Source organism: Pseudomonas sp. Marseille-Q0931, assembly GCF_940789645.1.
Taxonomy (GTDB): domain Bacteria; phylum Pseudomonadota; class Gammaproteobacteria; order Pseudomonadales; family Pseudomonadaceae; genus Aquipseudomonas.
The window spans coordinates 444,476-462,627 of the sequence record NZ_CALNWT010000001.1 but is presented as its reverse complement, the minus strand read 5'-3'; the positions used below and the strand labels follow the sequence as shown (position 1 = coordinate 462,627).

The following is an 18,152-nucleotide window of genomic DNA, read 5'->3' as shown; positions in this document are numbered from 1 at the left end:
GCGCCTGCCGCGTCGGTCACGCGCAGCGGCCATGAACTTGGCATGTGGGCGCTTTTCGTGTCGCCGACCTCAGGGCATGGATCAAATATCGAGGATGCAAGCATCGCGGCTGAAGCCGCTCTTACCGCCTCGGTATATCGATGTTCAAGGGAGTCGCCTGCTCTCTGCGCCTGGAATCCGGCGCTATCACTGCGCAGCGCTGGCCTCGCTCGGTGCATGCGCAGCTTCTGCGGCCTCCGCGTTCCAGCCACCGCCTAACGCTACATACAGCGCAACCTGCGCCGTCGCCAGCGCGGTCCGGCCTTCCAGCGCCCGTTGCCGGGCTTGCAGCGCGCCACGCTGGGCGTCCAGCACCTCGCTCAGGTTCACTTCGCCCAGCTCGTAGCTGCGCTGCGCCAGCCGGTGCGCGCGCTCGCGATGGTCGCGGGTGCGGCTGAGGGCGGCATGTCGGCGTTGCTGGCCGGCGATGCGCGTCAGGCCGCGTTCGACTTCCTCCAACGCGCCGGCCAGGGCCTGCTCGAAGGCGATGTAGGCAGTCTCGCCCTCGGCATCGGCCAGCTCGATGGCGGCACCACGGTTCGGATAGTCCAGCAACGGCAGGCTGAAAGTGGCACCGAGTCGGGCAAAGTTCGAAGCGCCGGAAATGGCGTCGCCCAAGGCGAAGCCGGAGCGGCCCACGGCGGCCTGCACCGCCAGTTTCGGGAACAGGTCGCGACGGGCGGCCAGCGCCTGCAGCTCGGCGGCGTCCAGGCGTGCCGCCTCGGCGATCAGATCCGGACGGCGGCGCAGCAGGTCGATGGGCTGGCCGGGGGCTATACGCGGCTCGGCCAGTGGCACCGCAGCACCGGTGGCAAGCTGATTGGCAGTGCTGCCCGGCGGTTCGGCGAGCAGTGTATCCAGGGCCAGTTGCGCTTCGGCCAGGTGAACGTCCAGCTCGCCCAGGTCGGCCTCCAGCGACGCGCGCTCGGCGGAAGTCGCCTCGACGTCCAGCCGGGTGACCTCGCCGGCATGAAACAGCAGCCCGGCGATGCGTTCCAGCTCGCTGGCCACTTCTATGCCTTCCACCAGCAGGTCGCGCTGACCCTGCAACGCGCGCAGCTGCAGATAGCCCTGGGCGGTGTTGGAGGCCACGGCCAGGCGCGCGGCCACCGTCTGCGCCTCGGCCGAGCGCAGCTGCTGGGCCGCGCTGTCGCGCCGTGCGCGGGCGGCGCCGAACAGGTCCAGCTCCCAGGTCGCCTGCAGGGCCAGGTCCCAACTGTCCAAGGTGATCGGATCATCATCCGGGATGAAGTCGGCCAGCGGACTGCCGGGTTCAGCCTCCTGGTCGTTCTCGAGCCATTGGCGGCTGGCCGACCCCGGCAGGTCAAAGCTTGGCAACAGGCCGGCGCGCGACTGGCGCAGTTGCGCGCGGGCGCTGTCGACCCGTGCCATGGCCAGGCGCACGTCATGGTTGCGCTGCATGGCGCGGCCGACCAATGCGGTGAGCTGAGGGTCGTCGAACTGGCGCCACCACGCGGCCAGCTTTTCGGCATCGACCGCGGACGCGCCAGCGGCGCTGTACCAGGTTGGCGGCAGTTGCGGCACCGGGTATTGCGGTGCGCTGGAACAGGCGCCCAGAGCCAGGGCGAACAGCAGCGGGCCGGCCATGCGCTTGGCACTCATGCGGTTTCCTCCGGACGCACTTTCATCAGCAACAGATACAGGCAGGGAACGGCGAGCAAGGTCAGTAGCGTGGCGAAGCCCAGGCCGCCCATGATGGTCACCGCCATGTTGGCGAAGAACGGATCGAAGAGCAGCGGCACCATGCCCAGCACCGTGGTGCCGGCGGCCATCATCACCGGACGCAGGCGCGAGGCCGAGGCTTCGATGATGGCGGTCAGGCGCGGCACCTCGTCGGCGATCTGCCGGTCGATCTCGTCCACCAGCACCACGGCGTTCTTGATCAGCATGCCGGTGAGGCTGAGCAGGCCGAGCAGCGCCATGAAGCCGAAGGCCTGGCCGGTGAGCAGCAGGCCGAAGCTCACCCCGCAAATCGCCATGGGCACCACCGCCCAGATCATCAGCGGCTGGCGCACCTTGGCGAACAGCAATACGGTGACCAGCACCATCGCCAGATAGGGCACCGCCAGCGTACCGGCCAGCGCCTGCTGGGCGTCGGAGGACTGCTCATAGTCGCCGCCCCATTTCAGGCTGTAGTTGAGCGGCAACTCGATGTCCTCGATCAACGGACGGATGCGCGCGTGCGCCTCGTTGGTGTTTTCGCCGTCACGCGGTTCGGCGCGGACGGAGATGGTGCGCTCGCGGTCGTAGCGCACGATGATGCTGTCCTCGCGGCTTGGCTCGACGCCGTCGGCCACCTGCGCCAGCGGCACGTAGCCGTTACTGGCCGGGCTCCAGATCAGCCGTTGCAGCAGGTTGTCGCTGTCGATGCGGTCCTGCGGCGCGGCGCGCAGCAGCACCGGAATCAGCTCGTCGCGCTCGCGCAGCAGGCTGACGCGCTGGCCCTCGCTGCCGGCAGCCAGGGCGCGCGCCACCGCCTGGCGGGTCAGCCCGGCATCGGCGAGGCGATCCAGCGCCAGTTGCGGGCGCAGCACCAGTTCCGGCTGGCGCCAATCGTCGCGCACATTGAGCACCTGGCCCTGCTCCTGCAGGCGCTTGCGTCCTTCGGCGGACAGCGCGCGCAGCACCTCGATGTCCGGGCCGCTGATACGTGCTTCCAGCTTGGCCTCGGCGTTGGGGCCGAACATGAACTGCGCGGCGCTGACATCCGCCGATGGATAGCGCTGCGGCAGTTCCTGATTGATCTGCCGGACCAGGCTGGCGATCCGCTCGGCATCCTCGGTACGCACGAGAAAGTGCATCAGCGAGGCGTTGGGCTGCTCCGGCATGTAGGTCAGCATGAAACGCGAGGCCCCGGCGCCGATGAAGCTCGACACCTCGCTCACGCCGTCCTGCTCGGCCAGGTACTGCTCGACCTCGCTGGCAGCCTGCGCAGTGTCGCGGATATGCGTGCCTTGCGGCAGGAACAGGTTGACGTAGAACAGCGGCGTGCTCGACGGCGGGAAGAAGCTCTGCGGCAGGCGGGTGAAGATCACCGCGCTGATCACCGTCAGCACCAGCAGCGCACCGATGGTCAGCCAGGGCCGGCGCAGCACGCCTGCCGCCAGCCGCCGGTAGCGCGCATACCAGGGGCCGCTGTAGGCAGCGTCGGCATCTTCCTCATCGCTGGCCTTGCGCAGCAGGTAATGGCCGAACAGCGGCACCAGCAGCAAGGCCAGCAGCCAGCTGAGCAACAGCGAAACGGCGATGACGAAGAACAGCGAGAAGAGGAATTCGCCGGTGGTGTCCTGGGACAGGCCAATGCCGGCGAAGGCGAGGATACCGATGATGGTCGCGCCGAGCAGCGGCCATTGCGTCTGTTGCAGCGTCTGCTGCGAGGCCTCGAGGATGCTCTTGCCCTGACGCTGGCGCACCAGCATGCCGTCGCAGACCACTACCGCATTGTCCACCAGCATGCCCATGGCGATGATCAACGCGCCGAGGGAAATCCGCTCCAGCTCGATGCCCATCAGCCACATCACCAGCAGCGTGCCTAGCACGGTAAGAAACAGCACCGCGCCGATGATGACGCCGGCGCGCAGGCCCATGGCCAAGCACAGCACGCCGACAACGATAGCTACCGAGAGGAACACGTTGAGCGCGAAGCTGTTCACCGCATCGTCGACGATACGGTGCTGCTCGTATAGCGGGTGAAGCTCGGCGCCCAACGGCATGCGGTGCCGGACGCCCTCGAGTACCGCTTCGACGCTTTGCCCGACCTCGACGATGTTCGCCCCGGACACCCCGCTGATGCCCAGCGTCAATGCCGGCTGGCCGTTATGGCGAATGATCTGCTGCGGCCGCTCGGCATAGTCGCGCGAAAGCCTGGCAATGGCGCCCAGCTCGACCCGCTGCGAGCCCTGGCCGACCGACAGCGCACGCAACTCCTCGAGCGAGTCGAAGGCCCCGCTGGGGCGCAGGCGCACGAAGAACTCGCCGGCAGTGACGCCGCCGGCATCCACAGCAGCATCGGTGTCGGCCAGGGCTGCGGCGATCTCGTCCGGGTCGACGCCCAGTGCCGCCAGTTGCGCCTGATCGACCTCGACCAAGATGCGCTCCTCCTGCACGCCGGCGATCTCCACCTTGCCGACGCCGTCGGCGGCGAGCAGCGCGCGGCGCAGCTCCTTGGCTGTTTCGTGCAATTCCTTGAGCGTCAGGCCGTCACCGGTCAGCGCGTAGAAAATGCCGTAAACGTCACCGAAGTCGTCGTTGACCTGCGGCGGCTCGATGCCGGGCGGCAGATCGCCCTGGGCATCGTTGACCTTGTTACGCAGCTCGTCCCAGATCTGCGGCAGCGCATCGCCGGCGTAGCGGTCCTGCATCTCCACGCGAATCTCGGCGATGCCCGGCATCGAGCGCGAGCGGATCTCCTTGATCTGCGACATCTGCTGGATGGCGCTTTCCAGTGGCTCGGTGACCTGCTGCTCGACCTCCAGTGCGGTGGCGCCGGGATATTGCACGTTGACGATGGCCTGCTTGATGGTGAACTCGGGGTCCTCCAGGCGACCGATCTCGAAGAAGGCGAGGATGCCGCCGAACAGGCAGGTCAGCACCAGGATCCAGATATTGACGCGACGAGTAATGGCGTAGCGGGCGAAATCCATTGGCTCAGTTCCGCTCCTGCACTTTGATCGGCTGCTCCTCGTGCAGCTTGCTGCCGCCAGCGACGATAATCGGCAGCTGCGCCTGCAGGCCATCGCCGCGGATCAATGCCTGGTCACCTTCGACCTCCTGCAACTCCACCGCCAATCGCCGGGCGCGGCCATCGACGGCCTGCCAGATGTAGTGGCCGCCGTCGCTGTCGGCCTGCAACGCCGACAACGGCAGGCGAAATTGGTCCTGGCTCGCCTGCGGCCGGGGTGGCCGCTGCACGCTGACGCGCATGGCCATGCCCGGCAGCAGGTTGTAGTCCTCCGGCGGCTCGCCCTGCAGCACCAGCCGGTAGGTGCGCGCGCCCTCGCGCGGCTGAGTGCTGTGCTCCTTGTAGCGCAGCGGCAGGCTCACGTCGGCGATCACCAGCTGCCCTTCGGCCTTGAGTTCGGGGCCGAGCGGAATGCTCAACGCGGCGATTTCCGGCAGATCGACGCTGACCTCGATATGGCGGTTGTCCTGCATCTCGAACACTGGCGTGCCCACCGCCACCACCATGTTCGGCTCGACCAGACGGCGCGCCACGACGCCATCGAACGGCGCGCTCAACGTGCTGCGTTCGAGGTCGCGCCGGGCGCTGTCGCGCGCCACCCGCGCCGCCACGGTGTTGGCTTCCAGCGCCTCGATGGCGGCGGGGGCAAGGATGCCTTCGGCGAGCAGCGTACGCTTGCGCGCCAGATCTGCCTGCAACTGGCGCAGGCGTGCCTCGGCTTCACTCAGTTGCAGTTGGTAGTCGACGCGATCCAGCTCGGCCAGCGGTTGCCCGCGACGGATACGCGTGCCTTCATCGATCAGGATCCGCTCGATGCGTCCGGCGACCTCGAACGACAGCTGGGTGGTGGTCACGCTCTGCACCACCCCCGAGAGGCGCAGCGCCTCCGGTTGTGGCTCGGCCGGCTGAAGCGGCTCGACCAGCGCCACCCGCGGCGGCTCGGAGGCCGGCTCATCCCCGGAGGAGCAGCCGCCAAGCAGTAGCGTGCAGGCGATGATCGTCAGATAGGTCTTGAGCGGGGGAAATGCTGGCGTCGACGTCATCGGGACTCCTGTCTGGTGGGATTGACGACCGCGAGTGCGGGTCGCAGGGACTGACAGTAGAACATCGCTACAACGCAGGAGTTCGCCAGCAAATCGTTGCCAATCTCGTGACCAGTCAGTCACGCGGATAGCGAGCGCAAGATGAGGGACGGAACGAGAGGTCGCAGCCTGCGCCTCTCTCATCAATGTCGCGGTAACAGCGGATGCCGGATCGGCCTCCAGCGAATGGCTGGCTGCCCGTCCTCTCCGACTGCCAGCCCGGTCTTTATCCGCACTCGACGCTGCGTGACGACGGCGCTGTCATCGGCGCCTCGCGCTGGCAGCGCTGCATGAAGTGAGCGCCAGAAGCGCGCGCGTCGCCTGGGTAAAAACCTGATACGGCTGATGAACCATGCCCAGTCCTCGCGGTATGATCCGGGCCGACCCAGCCACCATTGCCTGTATGAACATATCGCGCACGACCCTCGCCAACCTCGCTCGGCGAGCAGCATGAATACCGCCTGGCAAGGGCGCCTGTGGCTGGCCAGCGACTATTGCCTGCTCGATGGCTGCGCGGGTGACACCCAGACGCATGCTCATTACGCCCACCAGCTGATGCTGGCCCACGACGGTGAACTACGTCTGATGGTCGGCGGCCAGTTGCTGCAAAGCCAGCGCCTGCTGGTGCCCTCGATGCAGCCGCATGCTTTCATCGAGCCCGGCCAGCCCATGCTGGCGCTGTACACCGAGCCGCTGTCGTTCCGCCTGGAGCACTTGAAGGATTGGCAAGACGAGGCCCCAACCCAGCCGCAGGCACTGATCGAGCGGTTTCGCCACTGGCCAAGACCGCCTCTGGACACACGTGTGGAGCAGGCGCTGCTTGGTATCGACGCGCTATTGCAGGAGAAAATCGACGCCACAGAGCTGGCAAGCCAGGTTCGATTGTCATTGAGCCAGCTGGAGCGCCTGTTCGGTGATCAGGTCGGCCTTTCCATCCGCCGGCTGGTGCTCTGGCGGCGGCTGCGCCTGGCGTTGGCCATGGTGCTGCGTGGCAGCAATCTGACCGCAGCCGCACATGCGGCGAGCTTCGCCGACTCGGCGCACTTCTCGCGCACCGTTCGCAGCATGTTCGGCATCCAGGCGCGAGCGCTGCACAACCTGCAACTGCAACTACTCGACTGAGCGGCGCAAGCCCAGCGGCAGAACGGGCGCAGGTACATGTCCGGCGCGATCGACAAAGGGCTCGGCCAGCTGCGCCAGGTACTCGTCAGGGTAGTCCGGCTGGCTGCCGATACCCAGATCCTCGCTGGCCACTTCGTAGCTGGAGTGGAAAGCCGTGCCTAGCAGGCGATCCCAGAAACTGAAGAACAGCGCGAAATTCACATCCCCCGCTCTGCCGTAACGCAGGTGATGGAAACGATGTACCGGCGCCCAGGCGAACAGATGGCGTAATGGACCGATGCGCATATCCACATTGCTGTGCTGCAGCAGCAACTGCACGCCAATGGCGAATGCCAGCACCCCGGCGATGTCCACCGGCATCCCCACGAGCACCAACGGCAGCGTAGCCGCCAGGGCTTCGAGACCCAGATGCAATGGGTGCTTCATCAGGCCATTGAGGCCATACATGCGCTGCACCGAATGATGCACCGCGTGCAGGCGCCAGAGCCATGCGCTGCGATGGCTGAGCCAGTGCATCAGGGTGATGCCAAGGTCGGCCACCACAATCGCCATCAGCACCTGCAACCAGAATGGCCAGGCATGCGGCCAAAGATCAGGCCCTGGCAACAACGCAGCAAGCAGCGGGATGCCGAGTACGCCAAGGCTGTTGAGGCTTTCGTTGACCAGTGCATGCAGGCGATCGCGCCCCGCATCACCGCGCGGCTGATTCCATTGAGGTCGATAAGGTGCCTGGCGCTCGGCCACTGCGGATAGACCGATGGCCAGCAGCAACAGTACCGGCAGACAGCCCAGGCCCAAGTGCCAGTAACCGACCAGACAGATCCCCAGAGCGGTCAGGCCGAAGCTGAAACAGGGGGCGTAAAGATAACGAAGCAGTGCATCACGCATGGTGTTCTCCTTGATGATCGGAGCCCACAGCCTGCTGCCTGGCAGGCCTTGCGCGCTTGAACAAACCACGCATGCCTGCCTGCAGCCGGACTTATCGAAAGTGGCCAACGCCATCCATAGTCGCGGTGAGCAGCCGCGACAGGAGCCGCCACTGGGGGGCGAGTAAGGCAGAGCAACAACTAGGGCCACGGTCTTGCCCTTGCTCCTCCTTCCTGCCTAGGCTGTGCCCTTCGCTTACTTCGGAGCTTGCCATGGATAACCGGCAGAGCTGGCGCCAGCGCCTGTACATCATCATTTTCGAAACCAGCACGCCGGCGGCGCAACGCTTCGACAACTGGCTGCTGGTGGCCATCCTCGCCAGCCTGGTAGTGGTGATGCTCGACAGCATCGAACACTTTCATAGCCGGTACGCCGAGGTTTTCAGTCTATTGGAATGGTTCTTCACCATCCTTTTCGCAATCGAATACGGCTTGCGTTTGTACATTTCGCCCAAGCCTATGCGCTATGCGTTCAGTTTCTTCGGAATGGTGGATCTGCTGGCGGTACTGCCAGCCATACTGACGCTGATCTTTGCCGATGCGCAGTACTTGATGATCGTTCGCGTCATCCGCCTGATCCGAATTTTCCGTGTCCTCAAGTTGCGTCAGTATCTGTCTCAGGCGAATTTCCTGATTGTGGCGCTGCAAGGAAGCAAGCAGAAGATCATCGTGTTTCTGGTGAGTGTTTCCACGCTTGTAACCGTGTTCGGCGCGCTGATGTACGTCATCGAGGGACCGGCTCACGGTTTCACCAGTATTCCCATGGGCATCTACTGGGCAGTGGTAACACTGACCACCGTAGGCTTTGGCGATATCACCCCGCAGACGCCCGTCGGCCAGATGCTGGCCACCATGGTGATGATCACCGGCTATTCGATCATCGCCGTCCCGACCGGGATCTTCACCGCCGAACTGGCCAACGCCATGCGCCAGGACGGGCTGATGGAACATGACTGCCCGCATTGCCGGAAGAACCGCCACGAATACAGCGCGGCATTCTGCAGCCGCTGCGGCGGGCCGCTGTTCAGCCGGCGGGCCGGGCCCTCAGCCCCGCCGCAGAGCGCGCCTGAAACAGACTGAAGCAAAACCGATTGGCCACCGCGTGGTCATAAAGTCGCCCTGTGGGCTATAAAGCCCGACTTTTTAGCTGAAGGAAGCGCGCCATGGCCGTTACCACCAATGAATCCACGGCACCCGCCAAGGCAGCCTGGATTGGCCTGATCCTGGGTCCATTGCTACTGCTCGTGTGCCTGATCACCGAGCCGCCGGGCGATCTGTCCAGCGCCGCCTGGGCCACTATCGGCCTGACCCTGCTGATGGCCACCTGGTGGTCGACCGAAGCCATTCCGATTCCGGCCACCTCGCTGCTACCAATCCTGCTAATCCCGGCGCTGGGCATCGACAGCCTCAATGCCGCCACCGCGCCCTACGCCAACCCGACCATCTACCTGTTCCTCGGCGGCTTTGTCCTGGGCCTGGCCATGGAGCGCTGGAACCTGCACAAGCGCATCGCCCTGATGACGCTGCTGGCCATGGGCAGCAAGCCAAGCAAACAGATCGCCGGCTTCATGATGGCCACCGCGTTTCTCAGTATGTGGGTGAGCAACACCGCCACCACCATCATGATGCTGCCCATCGGCCTGTCGGTGGTCGGCATGCTCACCGGCGAGAAGAACGAGGGCGACACCGAGCGCGAACGCTTCGCCACCGCCCTGCTGCTGGCGATTGCCTATGCCGCCAGCGTCGGCGGTATCGCCACGCTGATCGGTACACCGCCCAACGCCCTGCTCGCGGCCTTCCTCGCCGACAACTACGACGTGCAGATCGGCTTCGGCCAGTGGATGCTGCTCGGCGTGCCGGTGGCGGTGATCATGCTGGCGTTCATCTGGTGGTGGCTGACCCGTGGCGGCTTCAACCTGGCCGGGCATGACAGCACGCAACTGATCCGCAGCGAACTGGCCGAACTCGGCCCGCTGAGCCGCGGCGAGAAGCTGGTGGCACTGGTATTTCTGGTTACCGCGCTGGCCTGGGTGTTCCAGCCGCTGATCGCCGACTGGGTATCGGGCGTCAACGATACCAGCATCGCCATCGCGGCAGCGCTGGCGCTGTTCATCATTCCGGTGGACACCAAGCAGCGCGTATTCCTGATGGACTGGGAAAGCGCCAGCAAACTGCCGTGGGGCGTGCTGCTGCTATTTGGCGGTGGCCTGTCGCTGGCTGGCGTGATCCGCAGCACCGGTTTGGCCGAGTGGATCGCCCAGAGCCTCGGCGCGCTGGGCGCCCTGCCGGTGATCGCGATGATTGGCGTGGTAGTGCTGGTGATCATTTTCCTCACCGAAGTCACCTCCAACACCGCCACAGCGGCGGCCTTCCTGCCGCTGCTGGGCGCCCTTGCCGTATCGCAGGGCATGCCGGCTGAACTGCTGGCAATTCCAGCCGCCATCGCTGCCAGCTGCGCCTTCATGATGCCCGTGGCGACACCACCCAACGCCATCGTGTTCGGCACCGGGCATATGAAAATACAGTCGATGATCAAGGCGGGCTTCGCCCTCAACCTGTTCGGCGTGGTGCTGGTGACCGTGATCTGCTACCTGCTGGTGGGCATGATCTGGGCGCACTGAACCTGATCACTGCCAGCAAAAACGGCGCCTGCGGGCGCCGTTTTTGTTAGGAATGTAGGGCGGGTGAAACCCGCCAGCTTGGAGATGGCGGGTTTCACCCGCCCTACGCAATCAGCGGTTCTGATACTGGCGAAACAATCCCGGCGGAATGCCCGAGCTGTCGGTTTCCTTCCACGGCCCACCGGCTTGAGGCGACCAGCTCCAGCCACCATCCCAGCGGTAGAAAATGCGCTCGCGGTAGTAGAGGTCCCGCGTTCCTTCGACCACATATACACCCAGTGCCGGGTTCCAGTGGCTTTTCACGCCGGGTGGCGGTGCATAGCGCGGATGCGAAGGCTGCTGCACCGGCGGCAACTGGCCAGCCGGGGTACCGGCTTGCTGCGCTGGTGGCGGCTCGCCGCCCGGCGCACTCGGTTGTTGCAATACGCAACCGCTCAGGCCAAGCCCGAGCGCGCAGACCAGCGCCAGGCGCTTCACTGAGCCTGCCCGTCGCGGCTGTCGATCAGCAACGTCTGCACGTCACGGGCGGTGCTGGCGACCGGGCCGGTCTCGCCGCTCCACTCGCCCTGGGTGGCATTGCCCGCGCGGGAAACCCGCGCCACCAGTTGCACCTGGTCGAATTGTGACATCTTCAGTTCCGGCATCATCGCATCCACATCCGAGAGACTGATCTGCACCGGCAGGTCGGAAACCTTCAGGCGTTTGGCCGCCAGCGGCATCGGTGGGCCGCTGAGTGCGCGGGCGAAGACGAACACGGCATCGTCCGGCTGCACGTTCTGCTGCACCTCGGGCGACAGCGACACGCTGACTTCCAGCGCGTGCACCTTGGCGCTCGGCTCGGCGGCAGCGCTGGGCTGCTCGCCCTCGCCCATCTGCTGCCGGGCGCGTTCGATACCGCCGGCGATGGCCGCGCGGGACGGGTCCTGCTCCGGTAGCACGGCGACCAGACGCTCCCAGTAGCGCACTGCATCAGCATAGCGCTGACTTTCATAGGCCGCGATGCCAAGCAAGCCCAAACTGGTGACTTCTTCCGGATCGGCCTGCAACGCCTCGTCGGTGAGTGCCTGCAGTTGCTCGTTCCACTGCTTGCCTTCGGCGAAATACAGCGCCTGCGCCCATTGGCCGAGCAGTTCCGGGGCACGCCCGGCGATCTCCACGGCGCGCTCGAAAGCCTTGGCGGCGTCGCTGGCACGCTCCTGCGCCATATAGGTACGGCCGAGGAAGTACCAACCTTCGGCGGAATCCGGCTGCTGCTTGACGGTCTGTTCCAGGCGCGCGGTCATTTCCTCGATGCTCTGCGGCTGCATGGCAGCCATCTGACGGGTCTGCTCGACCTGGTCGAGCGCGCCCCAGTGCAGGTACAGGGCCACGCCGAGCACCGGCACCAGCAACGCCGAGACCAGCGGGATCTTGCCGCCGAGCACGCCACTACGACGCTGCACGCCTTCGGTGTCGTCGAGCAGCTCGCGCGCCGCTTCGGCGCGACCGGCCTGCATCTGCGCATCATCGAGCACACCGGCCTGGCGCTGGGCTTCCAGCTCCTGCAGGCGCTCCTGATAGAGGGTAACGTTGAGTGCGGTACGGTCTTCTTCGGCCTGCAGCTTGCGAATGCGCAGCACCGGAATCAGCAGAAACGCCAGGGCAGTCAGCAACAGCAGCCCGGCGGGCAACCAGAAATCGATCATTGGTCTTTCTTGTCCTGAGAGGCTTGGGCGAGCAGCGCGTCGAGGCGCGCCTGCTCATCAAGGGAGAGGCCGGCGGCGGAGCGATCCTTCTGCTGGCCACGGCGGCGCAGGACGATCACCCCGAGCACACCGAAGCCTATCAGCAGCAGGCCGGCCGGGCCGTACCAGAGCAGCAGCGTGCGGCTGGTCAGCGGTGGCTTGTAGAGCACGAAGTCGCCATAGCGGGAGACCAGGAAGTCGATGATCTGCTCGTTGCTCTTGCCCTCTTCGAGCATGCGATAGATTTCGCCGCGCAGGTCCATGGCGATCGGCGCATCGGAGTCGGCGATGTTCTGGTTCTGGCATTTCGGGCAGCGCAACTCCTCGATCAGGTTGCGATAGCGCTGGCGCTCTGCCTCGTTGGCGAACTCGAAGGTATCGATGGCGGCATGCGCGCTGGCCAACAGGCCCAACGCCAGACCGGCGGACATCAGCAAACGCTTCATGGCTGGGCCTCGTCGACCAGTTGCTGGTAGATCGGCGCCAGCTTCTCGCGCCAGACGCGCTCGTCGATGGTACCGACGAACTTGTGACGGATGATGCCCTTGGCGTCGATGAAAAACGTTTCCGGCGCGCCATACACCCCCAGATCCAGCCCCAGGCTGCCCTTGGCGTCCTCGATGTTGAGCTGATAAGGGTTGTGCAGGTCACGCAGCCACTTCTGCGCCGGCTCGCGCTGATCCTTGTAGTTGACCCCGTGGATCACCACGCCGGCCTCGGCCAGCTTGTTCAGCACCGGATGCTCGTGGCGGCAGGCCGGGCACCAGGTGGCCCAGACGTTGACCAGCGCAGGCCGGCCCTTGATGTCAGCCTCGCTGAGGGTGCGTTCGGGATCGTCCAGGGACGGTAGGCTGAAAACCGGAAACGGCTTGCCGATCAGCGCCGAGGGCAGCTCGGACGGGTCGAGGAACAAACCACGGTAGAGGAATACGGCAATCGCCAGGAAGGCCAGCAGCGGCAACAGCAGGAGCAGGCGTCTCATGCGCTGGCCCCCTGCATGCCCAAGGCGTCGCGCACGCGGGTGCGGACCTTGATGCGGTAGCGTTTGTCGGCCGCAGCGAGGAAACCGCCAAAGCCCATCAGCAGCGCGCCGAGCCAGATCCAGCGTACGAAGGGTTTGATGTGCACGCGCACGGCCCAGGCGCCCTGCTCCAGCGGCTCGCCGAGCGCGACGAAGAGGTCACGGGTGAAGCCGGCATCGATGCCCGCCTCGGTCATGGTCGCCTGCTGCACGGTGTACAGGCGCTTCTCCGGGTGCAGCACCTTGATCTGCCGCTCGCCGTCGAACACGCGAATAGTGCCTTTGTCGGAAATGAAGTTGGGGCCTTCGTGATGCACGGCGCCGTCGAACTGGAAGCGATAGCCCGCCAGCTCCACCGACTCGCCCGGTGCCATGCGCAGGTCGCGCTCGTAGCTGCCCAGGCTGGTCAGCACCACGCCGAGGGCGCATACGGCAAACCCCAGGTGCGCCATCTGCATGCCCCAGTAGCTGCGACCGAGAGTCGGCAGGCCCTTGATCAGGCCCTTGTGGCGCGTCTTGTCGAGAACGTCGCGCACGCCGCCGAGTACCACCCAGAACGCCAGCAAGCAGACCGCCAGAACCGACCAGTGGAAATCACCATGCAGGAAGGTCGCGGCTACCGCCAGCACCACACTGGCGACCAGCACCGGCGTCAGCATGCTGCCCAGCCACTTCAGCGGCGTATCTTTCCAGCGCACCAGCACGCCGACGCTGATCACCGCCATCAGCAGCGCCATCAGCGGCAGGAACAAGGCATTGAAGTAAGGCGGACCGACCGACAGCTTGGCGCCGGTCAGCGCATCGAGCACCAGCGGATAGAGGGTGCCGAGCAGGATCATCGCCGCCGACACCACCAGCACTATGTTGTTGACCAGCAGCAGGGTTTCACGCGACCACAGGCCAAAGCCCACCTGGCTCTTGACCACCGGTGCGCGCACGGCGAACAGCGCCAGCGAACCGCCGACCACCACCAGCAGGAAAGCGAGGATGAACACGCCGCGCTCCGGGTCGGTAGCAAAGGCATGCACCGAGGTCAGCACGCCGGAACGCACCAGGAAGGTACCGAGCAAGCTGAGCGAGAACGCGGCGATGGCCAGCAGCACCGTCCAGCTCTTGAACACGCCGCGTTTTTCCGTCACGGCCAGTGAGTGGATCAGCGCCGTACCCACCAGCCAGGGCATGAACGAGGCATTTTCCACCGGGTCCCAGAACCACCAGCCGCCCCAGCCCAGTTCGTAGTAGGCCCACCAGGAACCGAGCGCAATACCGATGCCGAGGAAGGCCCAGGCGACGATGGTCCACGGCCGCGACCAGCGCGCCCAGGCAGCGTCCAGCTTGCCGCCGAGCAGTGCGGCAATGGCGAAGGCGAAGGCCACCGAGAAGCCGACGTAGCCCATGTACAGCATCGGTGGATGGACGATCAGGCCGAAGTCCTGCAGCAGCGGGTTGAGGTCGCGGCCGTCGGCCGGCGAGTTCGGCAGCAGACGCTCGAATGGATTGGAGGTAACGATCAGGAACAGCAGGAAGCCAACGCTGATCATGCCCATCACCGCCAGCACGCGGGCGAGCATCTCTTCCGGCAGGTGGCGCGAGAAGATCGCCACGGCGAAGGTCCAGCCGGCCAGAATCAAGGCCCATAGCAGCAGGGAGCCTTCGTGAGCGCCCCATACCGCGCTGAACTTGTAGTACCAGGGCAACGCGCTGTTGGAGTTGTTGGCCACGTAGGCGACGGAGAAGTCGTCGACCATGAAGGCGTAAGTCAGGCACAGGAAGGAGAACAACAGGAAGGCGAACTGACCCCAGGCGGCCGGCTGCGCCAGGCTCATCCACTGGTGGTCACCACGCCAGGCGCCGACCAGCGGCAGCGTCGCCTGTACCAGACACAGGCACAGCGCCAGGATCATCGCCAGGTGGCCGAGCTCGGGGATCATTGCGCGCTCTCCTGCTGGTAGCCACCTTGCTTGGCGGCTTTGGCCTCATCGTGCTTTTGCATCATCCCGCTCTTTTCCAGCGCCTGCATGACTTCAGGCGGCATGTAGTTCTCGTCGTGCTTGGCCAGTACCTCGTCGGCCACCAGCACGCCCTGTTCATTGACACGGCCCAGGGCAACGATGCCCTGCCCTTCACGGAACAGGTCCGGGAGGATGCCGCTGTAGCGGATGGTCACGCCATGGGCACCGTCGGTGACGACGAAGTCCACTTCCAGCGAATCGGCCGAGCGCTTCACCGACCCCTCCTCCACCAGGCCACCGGCACGAATGCGGGTATCGACCGGCGCCTCGCCATTGGCGATCTGGCTCGGGGTGTAGAACAGGTTGATGTTCTCCTGCAGCGCGGTCAGCGCCAGCGCGACGGCGATGCTGACGCCACAGAGGATGGCCAGAACGATGTACAGGCGTTTCTTGCGAACCGGATTCACTTCGACTTCTCCCGGCGCAAACGGCGCGCCTCGTCTTGCAGGTAACGGCGGCGAGCCAGAATCGGCAGCACCACATTCAACGCCAGAATCGCCAGGCTGATGCCGTAGGCGCTCCAGACGTAGGGGCCATGGGTGCCCATGGCGAGAAATTCGGAAAAGGACGAAAAGCTCATGCCTTGCCCTCCACCAGGTTCTGCACCTCAGCTTTCACCCAGCTGCTGCGCGATTCACGCTTGAGTACTTCCAGGCGCATGCGATAGAGCAGCACGGCGCCGAAGAAGCAGTAGAAACCCAGCACCGCCAGCAGCAGCGGCAGCCACATCTCCACCGGCATTGCCGGTTTTTCGGTGACCTTGAAGGTGGCGGTCTGGTGCAGCGAGTTCCACCACTCCACCGAGTACTTGATGATAGGGATGTTGATCACGCCGACGATGGCCAACACGGCGCAGGCCTTGGCGGCGCTGTCGCGGTTGCTGATGGCGTTGCCCAGGGCGATCACGCCGAAGTAGAGAAACAGCAGAATCAGCATCGAGGTCAGGCGTGCGTCCCAGACCCAGTAGGTGCCCCAGGTCGGCTTGCCCCAGATGGCCCCGGTGAGCAGCGCGATGGCGGTCATCCAGGCGCCGATGGGCGCCGCCTGCTGCAGGGCGACGTCGGCCAGCTTCATTTTCCAGACCAGGCCAACCAGGCCGGCGATGGCCAGCGTCACGTAGATCGATTGGGCCAGGAATGCGGCCGGAACGTGGATGTAGATGATGCGAAAGCTGTTGCCCTGCTGGTAGTCCGGCGGCGCGAAGGCCAGGCCCCAGACCAGGCCGGAGACGGTCAACAACACGGCAGCGATGCTGAGCCAGGGCAGCCAGCGGCCACTCATCTCATAGAACCACTTGGGCGAACCCCATTTGTGAAACCACGTCCAGTTCATGCTCGACTCATCATTCAGGCCTGACTCGACTGTTGTCGGCCAGGTATCACGGTTCTTTTCTTATTCGCCGACACTGATGGTCAGGCCGGCGGCAATCGCAAACGGTGTCAGGGTCACCGCCAGGGCGGTGAGGCTCGCCAGCCACAACAGGTGGCCGGTCGCCGGCAATCCTTGCAGGGCCGCCTGCAATGCTCCGCTGCCGAGAATCAGCACCGGGATGTACAGCGGCAGAATCAGCAGTGCCAGCAGCAGGCCGCCACGCTTGAGACCAACGGTAAGCGCCGCGCCTACCGCGCCGAGCAGGCTCAACACCGGGGTGCCGAGCAGCAGGGAAATCAACAGGACCGGCAGGCAACGCCCGGGCAGACCGAGCATCAGCGCCAGCACAGGCGCCAGCAAAACCAGCGCCAGACCGCTGAACAGCCAGTGTGCCAGCACCTTGGCCAACACCAGAAGAGGCAGGGGGTGCGACGAAAGGACCCACTGCTCCAGCGAGCCGTCCTCGAAATCACTGCGGAAAAGCCCGTCCAGCGAGAGCAGCACGGCCAAAAGCGCTGCCACCCAGACCAGGCCTGGGGAAAGGGTTTGCAACAATTGCGTCTCCGGCCCTACCGCCAGTGGGAACAGCGCGATGACGATGGCGAAGAACACCAGCGGGTTGGCCAGATCGGACGGACGGCGGGCGAGCAGACGCATTTCGCGCGAAAGCAGCTGTGTGAAGACGTTGCTCATGCGGCGTACTGCCCCAGATCCAGATCGCGATAGGTCGCCGGCTTATGCTGCAGGCTATGGTGGGTGGTCAGCACCACCACGCCGCCGCGCTCGCAGTGGCCGGCCAGGTGCGCTTCGAGTTGCGCCACGCCATTCTTGTCCAGCGCGGTGAAGGGCTCATCGAGCACCCACAACGGCGGCGTGTCCTCCAGATACAGGCGCGCCAGGGCCACACGCCGCTGCTGGCCGGCCGACAGGGTATGACAGGGAACGTCCTCGAAACCACGCAGGCCGACCGCTTCCAGCGCCTGCCAGATCGCCTCGCGGCCGGCCGGGCGATGCAGTGCGCAGAGCCAGGCCAGGTTCTCTTCGGCGCTCAAAAGGCCCTTGATACCGGCTGCATGGCCGATCCACAGAAGATTGCGCGCCAGCTCGCTGCGCTGCTCGGCCAGAGCCTGGCCCCGCAGGAGAATGTCGCCGGAGGTCGGTTGACGCAGCCCGGCGATCAGACGCAACAGGCTGGTCTTGCCGCTGCCATTGGGACCGCTGATCTGCAGCATGTCGCCTGGTTGCAGGGCGAAATGCAGCTGTTCGAAGAGCATGCGCCAGTCCCGCTCACAGCTGAGCGCCACGGCTTCGAGAAGGGGAACAGGACGGGTCATCGATACCTGACAGGGCTAAAGTCGACGGTGCTCCGGCCGCTATACTGACGCGAGCCGGAAGTGCGATGCGCAGTGGGCCGGCATTATACATGGCGCATCACTGTCCCCGCAGTCAGCATTTTCGACAGGGTGTTAATCGCGTAGGGTGTGCCATACGCACCAGCAGTTGAAACCGATACGCATGGCGCCCCCGACAGC

Annotated in this window: 17 protein-coding genes; 3 read left to right on the top strand and 14 right to left on the bottom strand. The window is 65.2% G+C overall.

Translation table 11 applies throughout. The features are described 5' to 3' along the window. Nucleotides 1-186 precede the first annotated feature (186 nt). Genes P3C50_RS02320 through P3C50_RS02310 form a run of 3 tightly spaced genes read right to left on the bottom strand, consistent with a single transcriptional unit; the run spans nt 187 to nt 5,784 of the window. Nucleotides 187-1,662, bottom strand: a complete 1,476-nt coding sequence (locus tag P3C50_RS02320) for an efflux transporter outer membrane subunit (protein WP_275544719.1) — start codon at nt 1,660-1,662, stop codon at nt 187-189. Beyond that, entirely contained in the window at nt 1,659-4,703 is a 3,045-nt protein-coding gene (locus tag P3C50_RS02315) for an efflux RND transporter permease subunit (RefSeq protein WP_275544718.1), read from the bottom strand. The genes P3C50_RS02320 and P3C50_RS02315 overlap by 4 nt, the downstream gene beginning before the upstream one ends. 4 nt (nt 4,704-4,707) lie before the next feature. Then, the gene (locus P3C50_RS02310; RefSeq protein WP_275544717.1) at nt 4,708-5,784 is read right to left on the bottom strand and encodes an efflux RND transporter periplasmic adaptor subunit; all 1,077 of its coding nucleotides are present in this window, start codon (nt 5,782-5,784) and stop codon (nt 4,708-4,710) included. Between the two features lie 489 nt (nt 5,785-6,273). On the opposite strand from P3C50_RS02310, the gene P3C50_RS02305 reads away from it, so the two are divergent. After that, nucleotides 6,274-6,945: a helix-turn-helix domain-containing protein gene (locus P3C50_RS02305; RefSeq protein ID WP_275544716.1), complete on the top strand. Its 672-nt coding sequence runs from the start codon at nt 6,274-6,276 to the stop codon at nt 6,943-6,945. On the opposite strand, the gene P3C50_RS02300 is transcribed toward P3C50_RS02305, so the two are convergent. Further along, on the bottom strand, nt 6,934-7,833 hold the full coding sequence (locus P3C50_RS02300; protein WP_275544715.1) for a sterol desaturase family protein: 900 nt from the start codon (nt 7,831-7,833) through the stop codon (nt 6,934-6,936). The genes P3C50_RS02305 and P3C50_RS02300 overlap by 12 nt on opposite strands. A 251-nt stretch (nt 7,834-8,084) precedes the next feature. On the opposite strand from P3C50_RS02300, the gene P3C50_RS02295 reads away from it, so the two are divergent. Continuing rightward, the gene (locus tag P3C50_RS02295; protein WP_275545332.1) at nt 8,085-8,951 is read left to right on the top strand and encodes an ion transporter; all 867 of its coding nucleotides are present in this window, start codon (nt 8,085-8,087) and stop codon (nt 8,949-8,951) included. An 83-nt stretch (nt 8,952-9,034) separates the two neighbouring features. Next, a complete protein-coding gene (locus P3C50_RS02290; protein ID WP_275544714.1) occupies nt 9,035-10,492 on the top strand; it encodes an SLC13 family permease in 1,458 nt (485 codons plus the stop codon). A gap of 111 nt (nt 10,493-10,603) precedes the next feature. On the opposite strand, the gene P3C50_RS02285 is transcribed toward P3C50_RS02290, so the two are convergent. Genes P3C50_RS02285 through ccmA form a run of 10 tightly spaced genes read right to left on the bottom strand, consistent with a single transcriptional unit; the run spans nt 10,604 to nt 17,954 of the window. Then, a complete protein-coding gene (locus tag P3C50_RS02285) occupies nt 10,604-10,969 on the bottom strand; it encodes a hypothetical protein (RefSeq protein ID WP_275544713.1) in 366 nt (121 codons plus the stop codon). Further along, complete coding sequence (ccmI, locus tag P3C50_RS02280) at nt 10,966-12,177, bottom strand: c-type cytochrome biogenesis protein CcmI (protein WP_275544712.1); 1,212 nt, start codon at nt 12,175-12,177, stop codon at nt 10,966-10,968. Before ccmI ends, P3C50_RS02285 begins: the two co-directional genes overlap by 4 nt. Then, on the bottom strand, nt 12,174-12,662 hold the full coding sequence (locus tag P3C50_RS02275) for a cytochrome c-type biogenesis protein (protein WP_275544711.1): 489 nt from the start codon (nt 12,660-12,662) through the stop codon (nt 12,174-12,176). The genes ccmI and P3C50_RS02275 overlap by 4 nt, the downstream gene beginning before the upstream one ends. Beyond that, complete coding sequence (locus P3C50_RS02270; RefSeq protein WP_275544710.1) at nt 12,659-13,198, bottom strand: DsbE family thiol:disulfide interchange protein; 540 nt, start codon at nt 13,196-13,198, stop codon at nt 12,659-12,661. Before P3C50_RS02270 ends, P3C50_RS02275 begins: the two co-directional genes overlap by 4 nt. Next, entirely contained in the window at nt 13,195-15,168 is a 1,974-nt protein-coding gene (locus tag P3C50_RS02265) for a heme lyase CcmF/NrfE family subunit (RefSeq protein ID WP_275544709.1), read from the bottom strand. The genes P3C50_RS02270 and P3C50_RS02265 overlap by 4 nt, the downstream gene beginning before the upstream one ends. Continuing rightward, nucleotides 15,165-15,656 (bottom strand): cytochrome c maturation protein CcmE, encoded by a 492-nt coding sequence (gene ccmE, locus P3C50_RS02260; RefSeq protein WP_197858218.1) that lies wholly within the window; start codon nt 15,654-15,656, stop codon nt 15,165-15,167. The genes P3C50_RS02265 and ccmE overlap by 4 nt, the downstream gene beginning before the upstream one ends. Beyond that, complete coding sequence (gene ccmD, locus P3C50_RS02255; protein ID WP_079783423.1) at nt 15,653-15,829, bottom strand: heme exporter protein CcmD; 177 nt, start codon at nt 15,827-15,829, stop codon at nt 15,653-15,655. Before ccmD ends, ccmE begins: the two co-directional genes overlap by 4 nt. Next, nucleotides 15,826-16,581, bottom strand: coding sequence for a heme ABC transporter permease (locus tag P3C50_RS02250; RefSeq protein WP_197858217.1), 756 nt, complete (start codon nt 16,579-16,581; stop codon nt 15,826-15,828). The genes ccmD and P3C50_RS02250 overlap by 4 nt, the downstream gene beginning before the upstream one ends. Before the next feature lie 60 nt (nt 16,582-16,641). Then, complete coding sequence (gene ccmB / locus P3C50_RS02245) at nt 16,642-17,313, bottom strand: heme exporter protein CcmB (protein ID WP_013715011.1); 672 nt, start codon at nt 17,311-17,313, stop codon at nt 16,642-16,644. Beyond that, a complete protein-coding gene (ccmA, locus tag P3C50_RS02240; RefSeq protein ID WP_275544708.1) occupies nt 17,310-17,954 on the bottom strand; it encodes a cytochrome c biogenesis heme-transporting ATPase CcmA in 645 nt (214 codons plus the stop codon). Before ccmA ends, ccmB begins: the two co-directional genes overlap by 4 nt. Nucleotides 17,955-18,152 lie beyond the last annotated feature (198 nt).

Excerpts from the sequence above, each read along its gene's own strand:
- P3C50_RS02320 (WP_275544719.1), bottom strand. The coding sequence starts at position 1,662 with ATGAGTGCCAAGCGCATGGCCGGCCCGCTGCTGTTCGCCCTGGCTCTG.
- P3C50_RS02315 (WP_275544718.1), bottom strand. The coding sequence starts at position 4,703 with ATGGATTTCGCCCGCTACGCCATTACTCGTCGCGTCAATATCTGGATC.
- P3C50_RS02310 (WP_275544717.1), bottom strand. The coding sequence starts at position 5,784 with ATGACGTCGACGCCAGCATTTCCCCCGCTCAAGACCTATCTGACGATC.
- P3C50_RS02305 (WP_275544716.1), top strand. The coding sequence starts at position 6,274 with ATGAATACCGCCTGGCAAGGGCGCCTGTGGCTGGCCAGCGACTATTGC.
- P3C50_RS02300 (WP_275544715.1), bottom strand. The coding sequence starts at position 7,833 with ATGCGTGATGCACTGCTTCGTTATCTTTACGCCCCCTGTTTCAGCTTC.
- P3C50_RS02295 (WP_275545332.1), top strand. The coding sequence starts at position 8,085 with ATGGATAACCGGCAGAGCTGGCGCCAGCGCCTGTACATCATCATTTTC.
- P3C50_RS02290 (WP_275544714.1), top strand. The coding sequence starts at position 9,035 with ATGGCCGTTACCACCAATGAATCCACGGCACCCGCCAAGGCAGCCTGG.
- ccmI (WP_275544712.1), bottom strand. The coding sequence starts at position 12,177 with ATGATCGATTTCTGGTTGCCCGCCGGGCTGCTGTTGCTGACTGCCCTG.
- P3C50_RS02275 (WP_275544711.1), bottom strand. The coding sequence starts at position 12,662 with ATGAAGCGTTTGCTGATGTCCGCCGGTCTGGCGTTGGGCCTGTTGGCC.
- P3C50_RS02270 (WP_275544710.1), bottom strand. The coding sequence starts at position 13,198 with ATGAGACGCCTGCTCCTGCTGTTGCCGCTGCTGGCCTTCCTGGCGATT.
- P3C50_RS02265 (WP_275544709.1), bottom strand. The coding sequence starts at position 15,168 with ATGATCCCCGAGCTCGGCCACCTGGCGATGATCCTGGCGCTGTGCCTG.
- ccmD (WP_079783423.1), bottom strand. The coding sequence starts at position 15,829 with ATGAGCTTTTCGTCCTTTTCCGAATTTCTCGCCATGGGCACCCATGGC.
- P3C50_RS02250 (WP_197858217.1), bottom strand. The coding sequence starts at position 16,581 with ATGAACTGGACGTGGTTTCACAAATGGGGTTCGCCCAAGTGGTTCTAT.
- ccmB (WP_013715011.1), bottom strand. The coding sequence starts at position 17,313 with ATGAGCAACGTCTTCACACAGCTGCTTTCGCGCGAAATGCGTCTGCTC.
- ccmA (WP_275544708.1), bottom strand. The coding sequence starts at position 17,954 with ATGACCCGTCCTGTTCCCCTTCTCGAAGCCGTGGCGCTCAGCTGTGAG.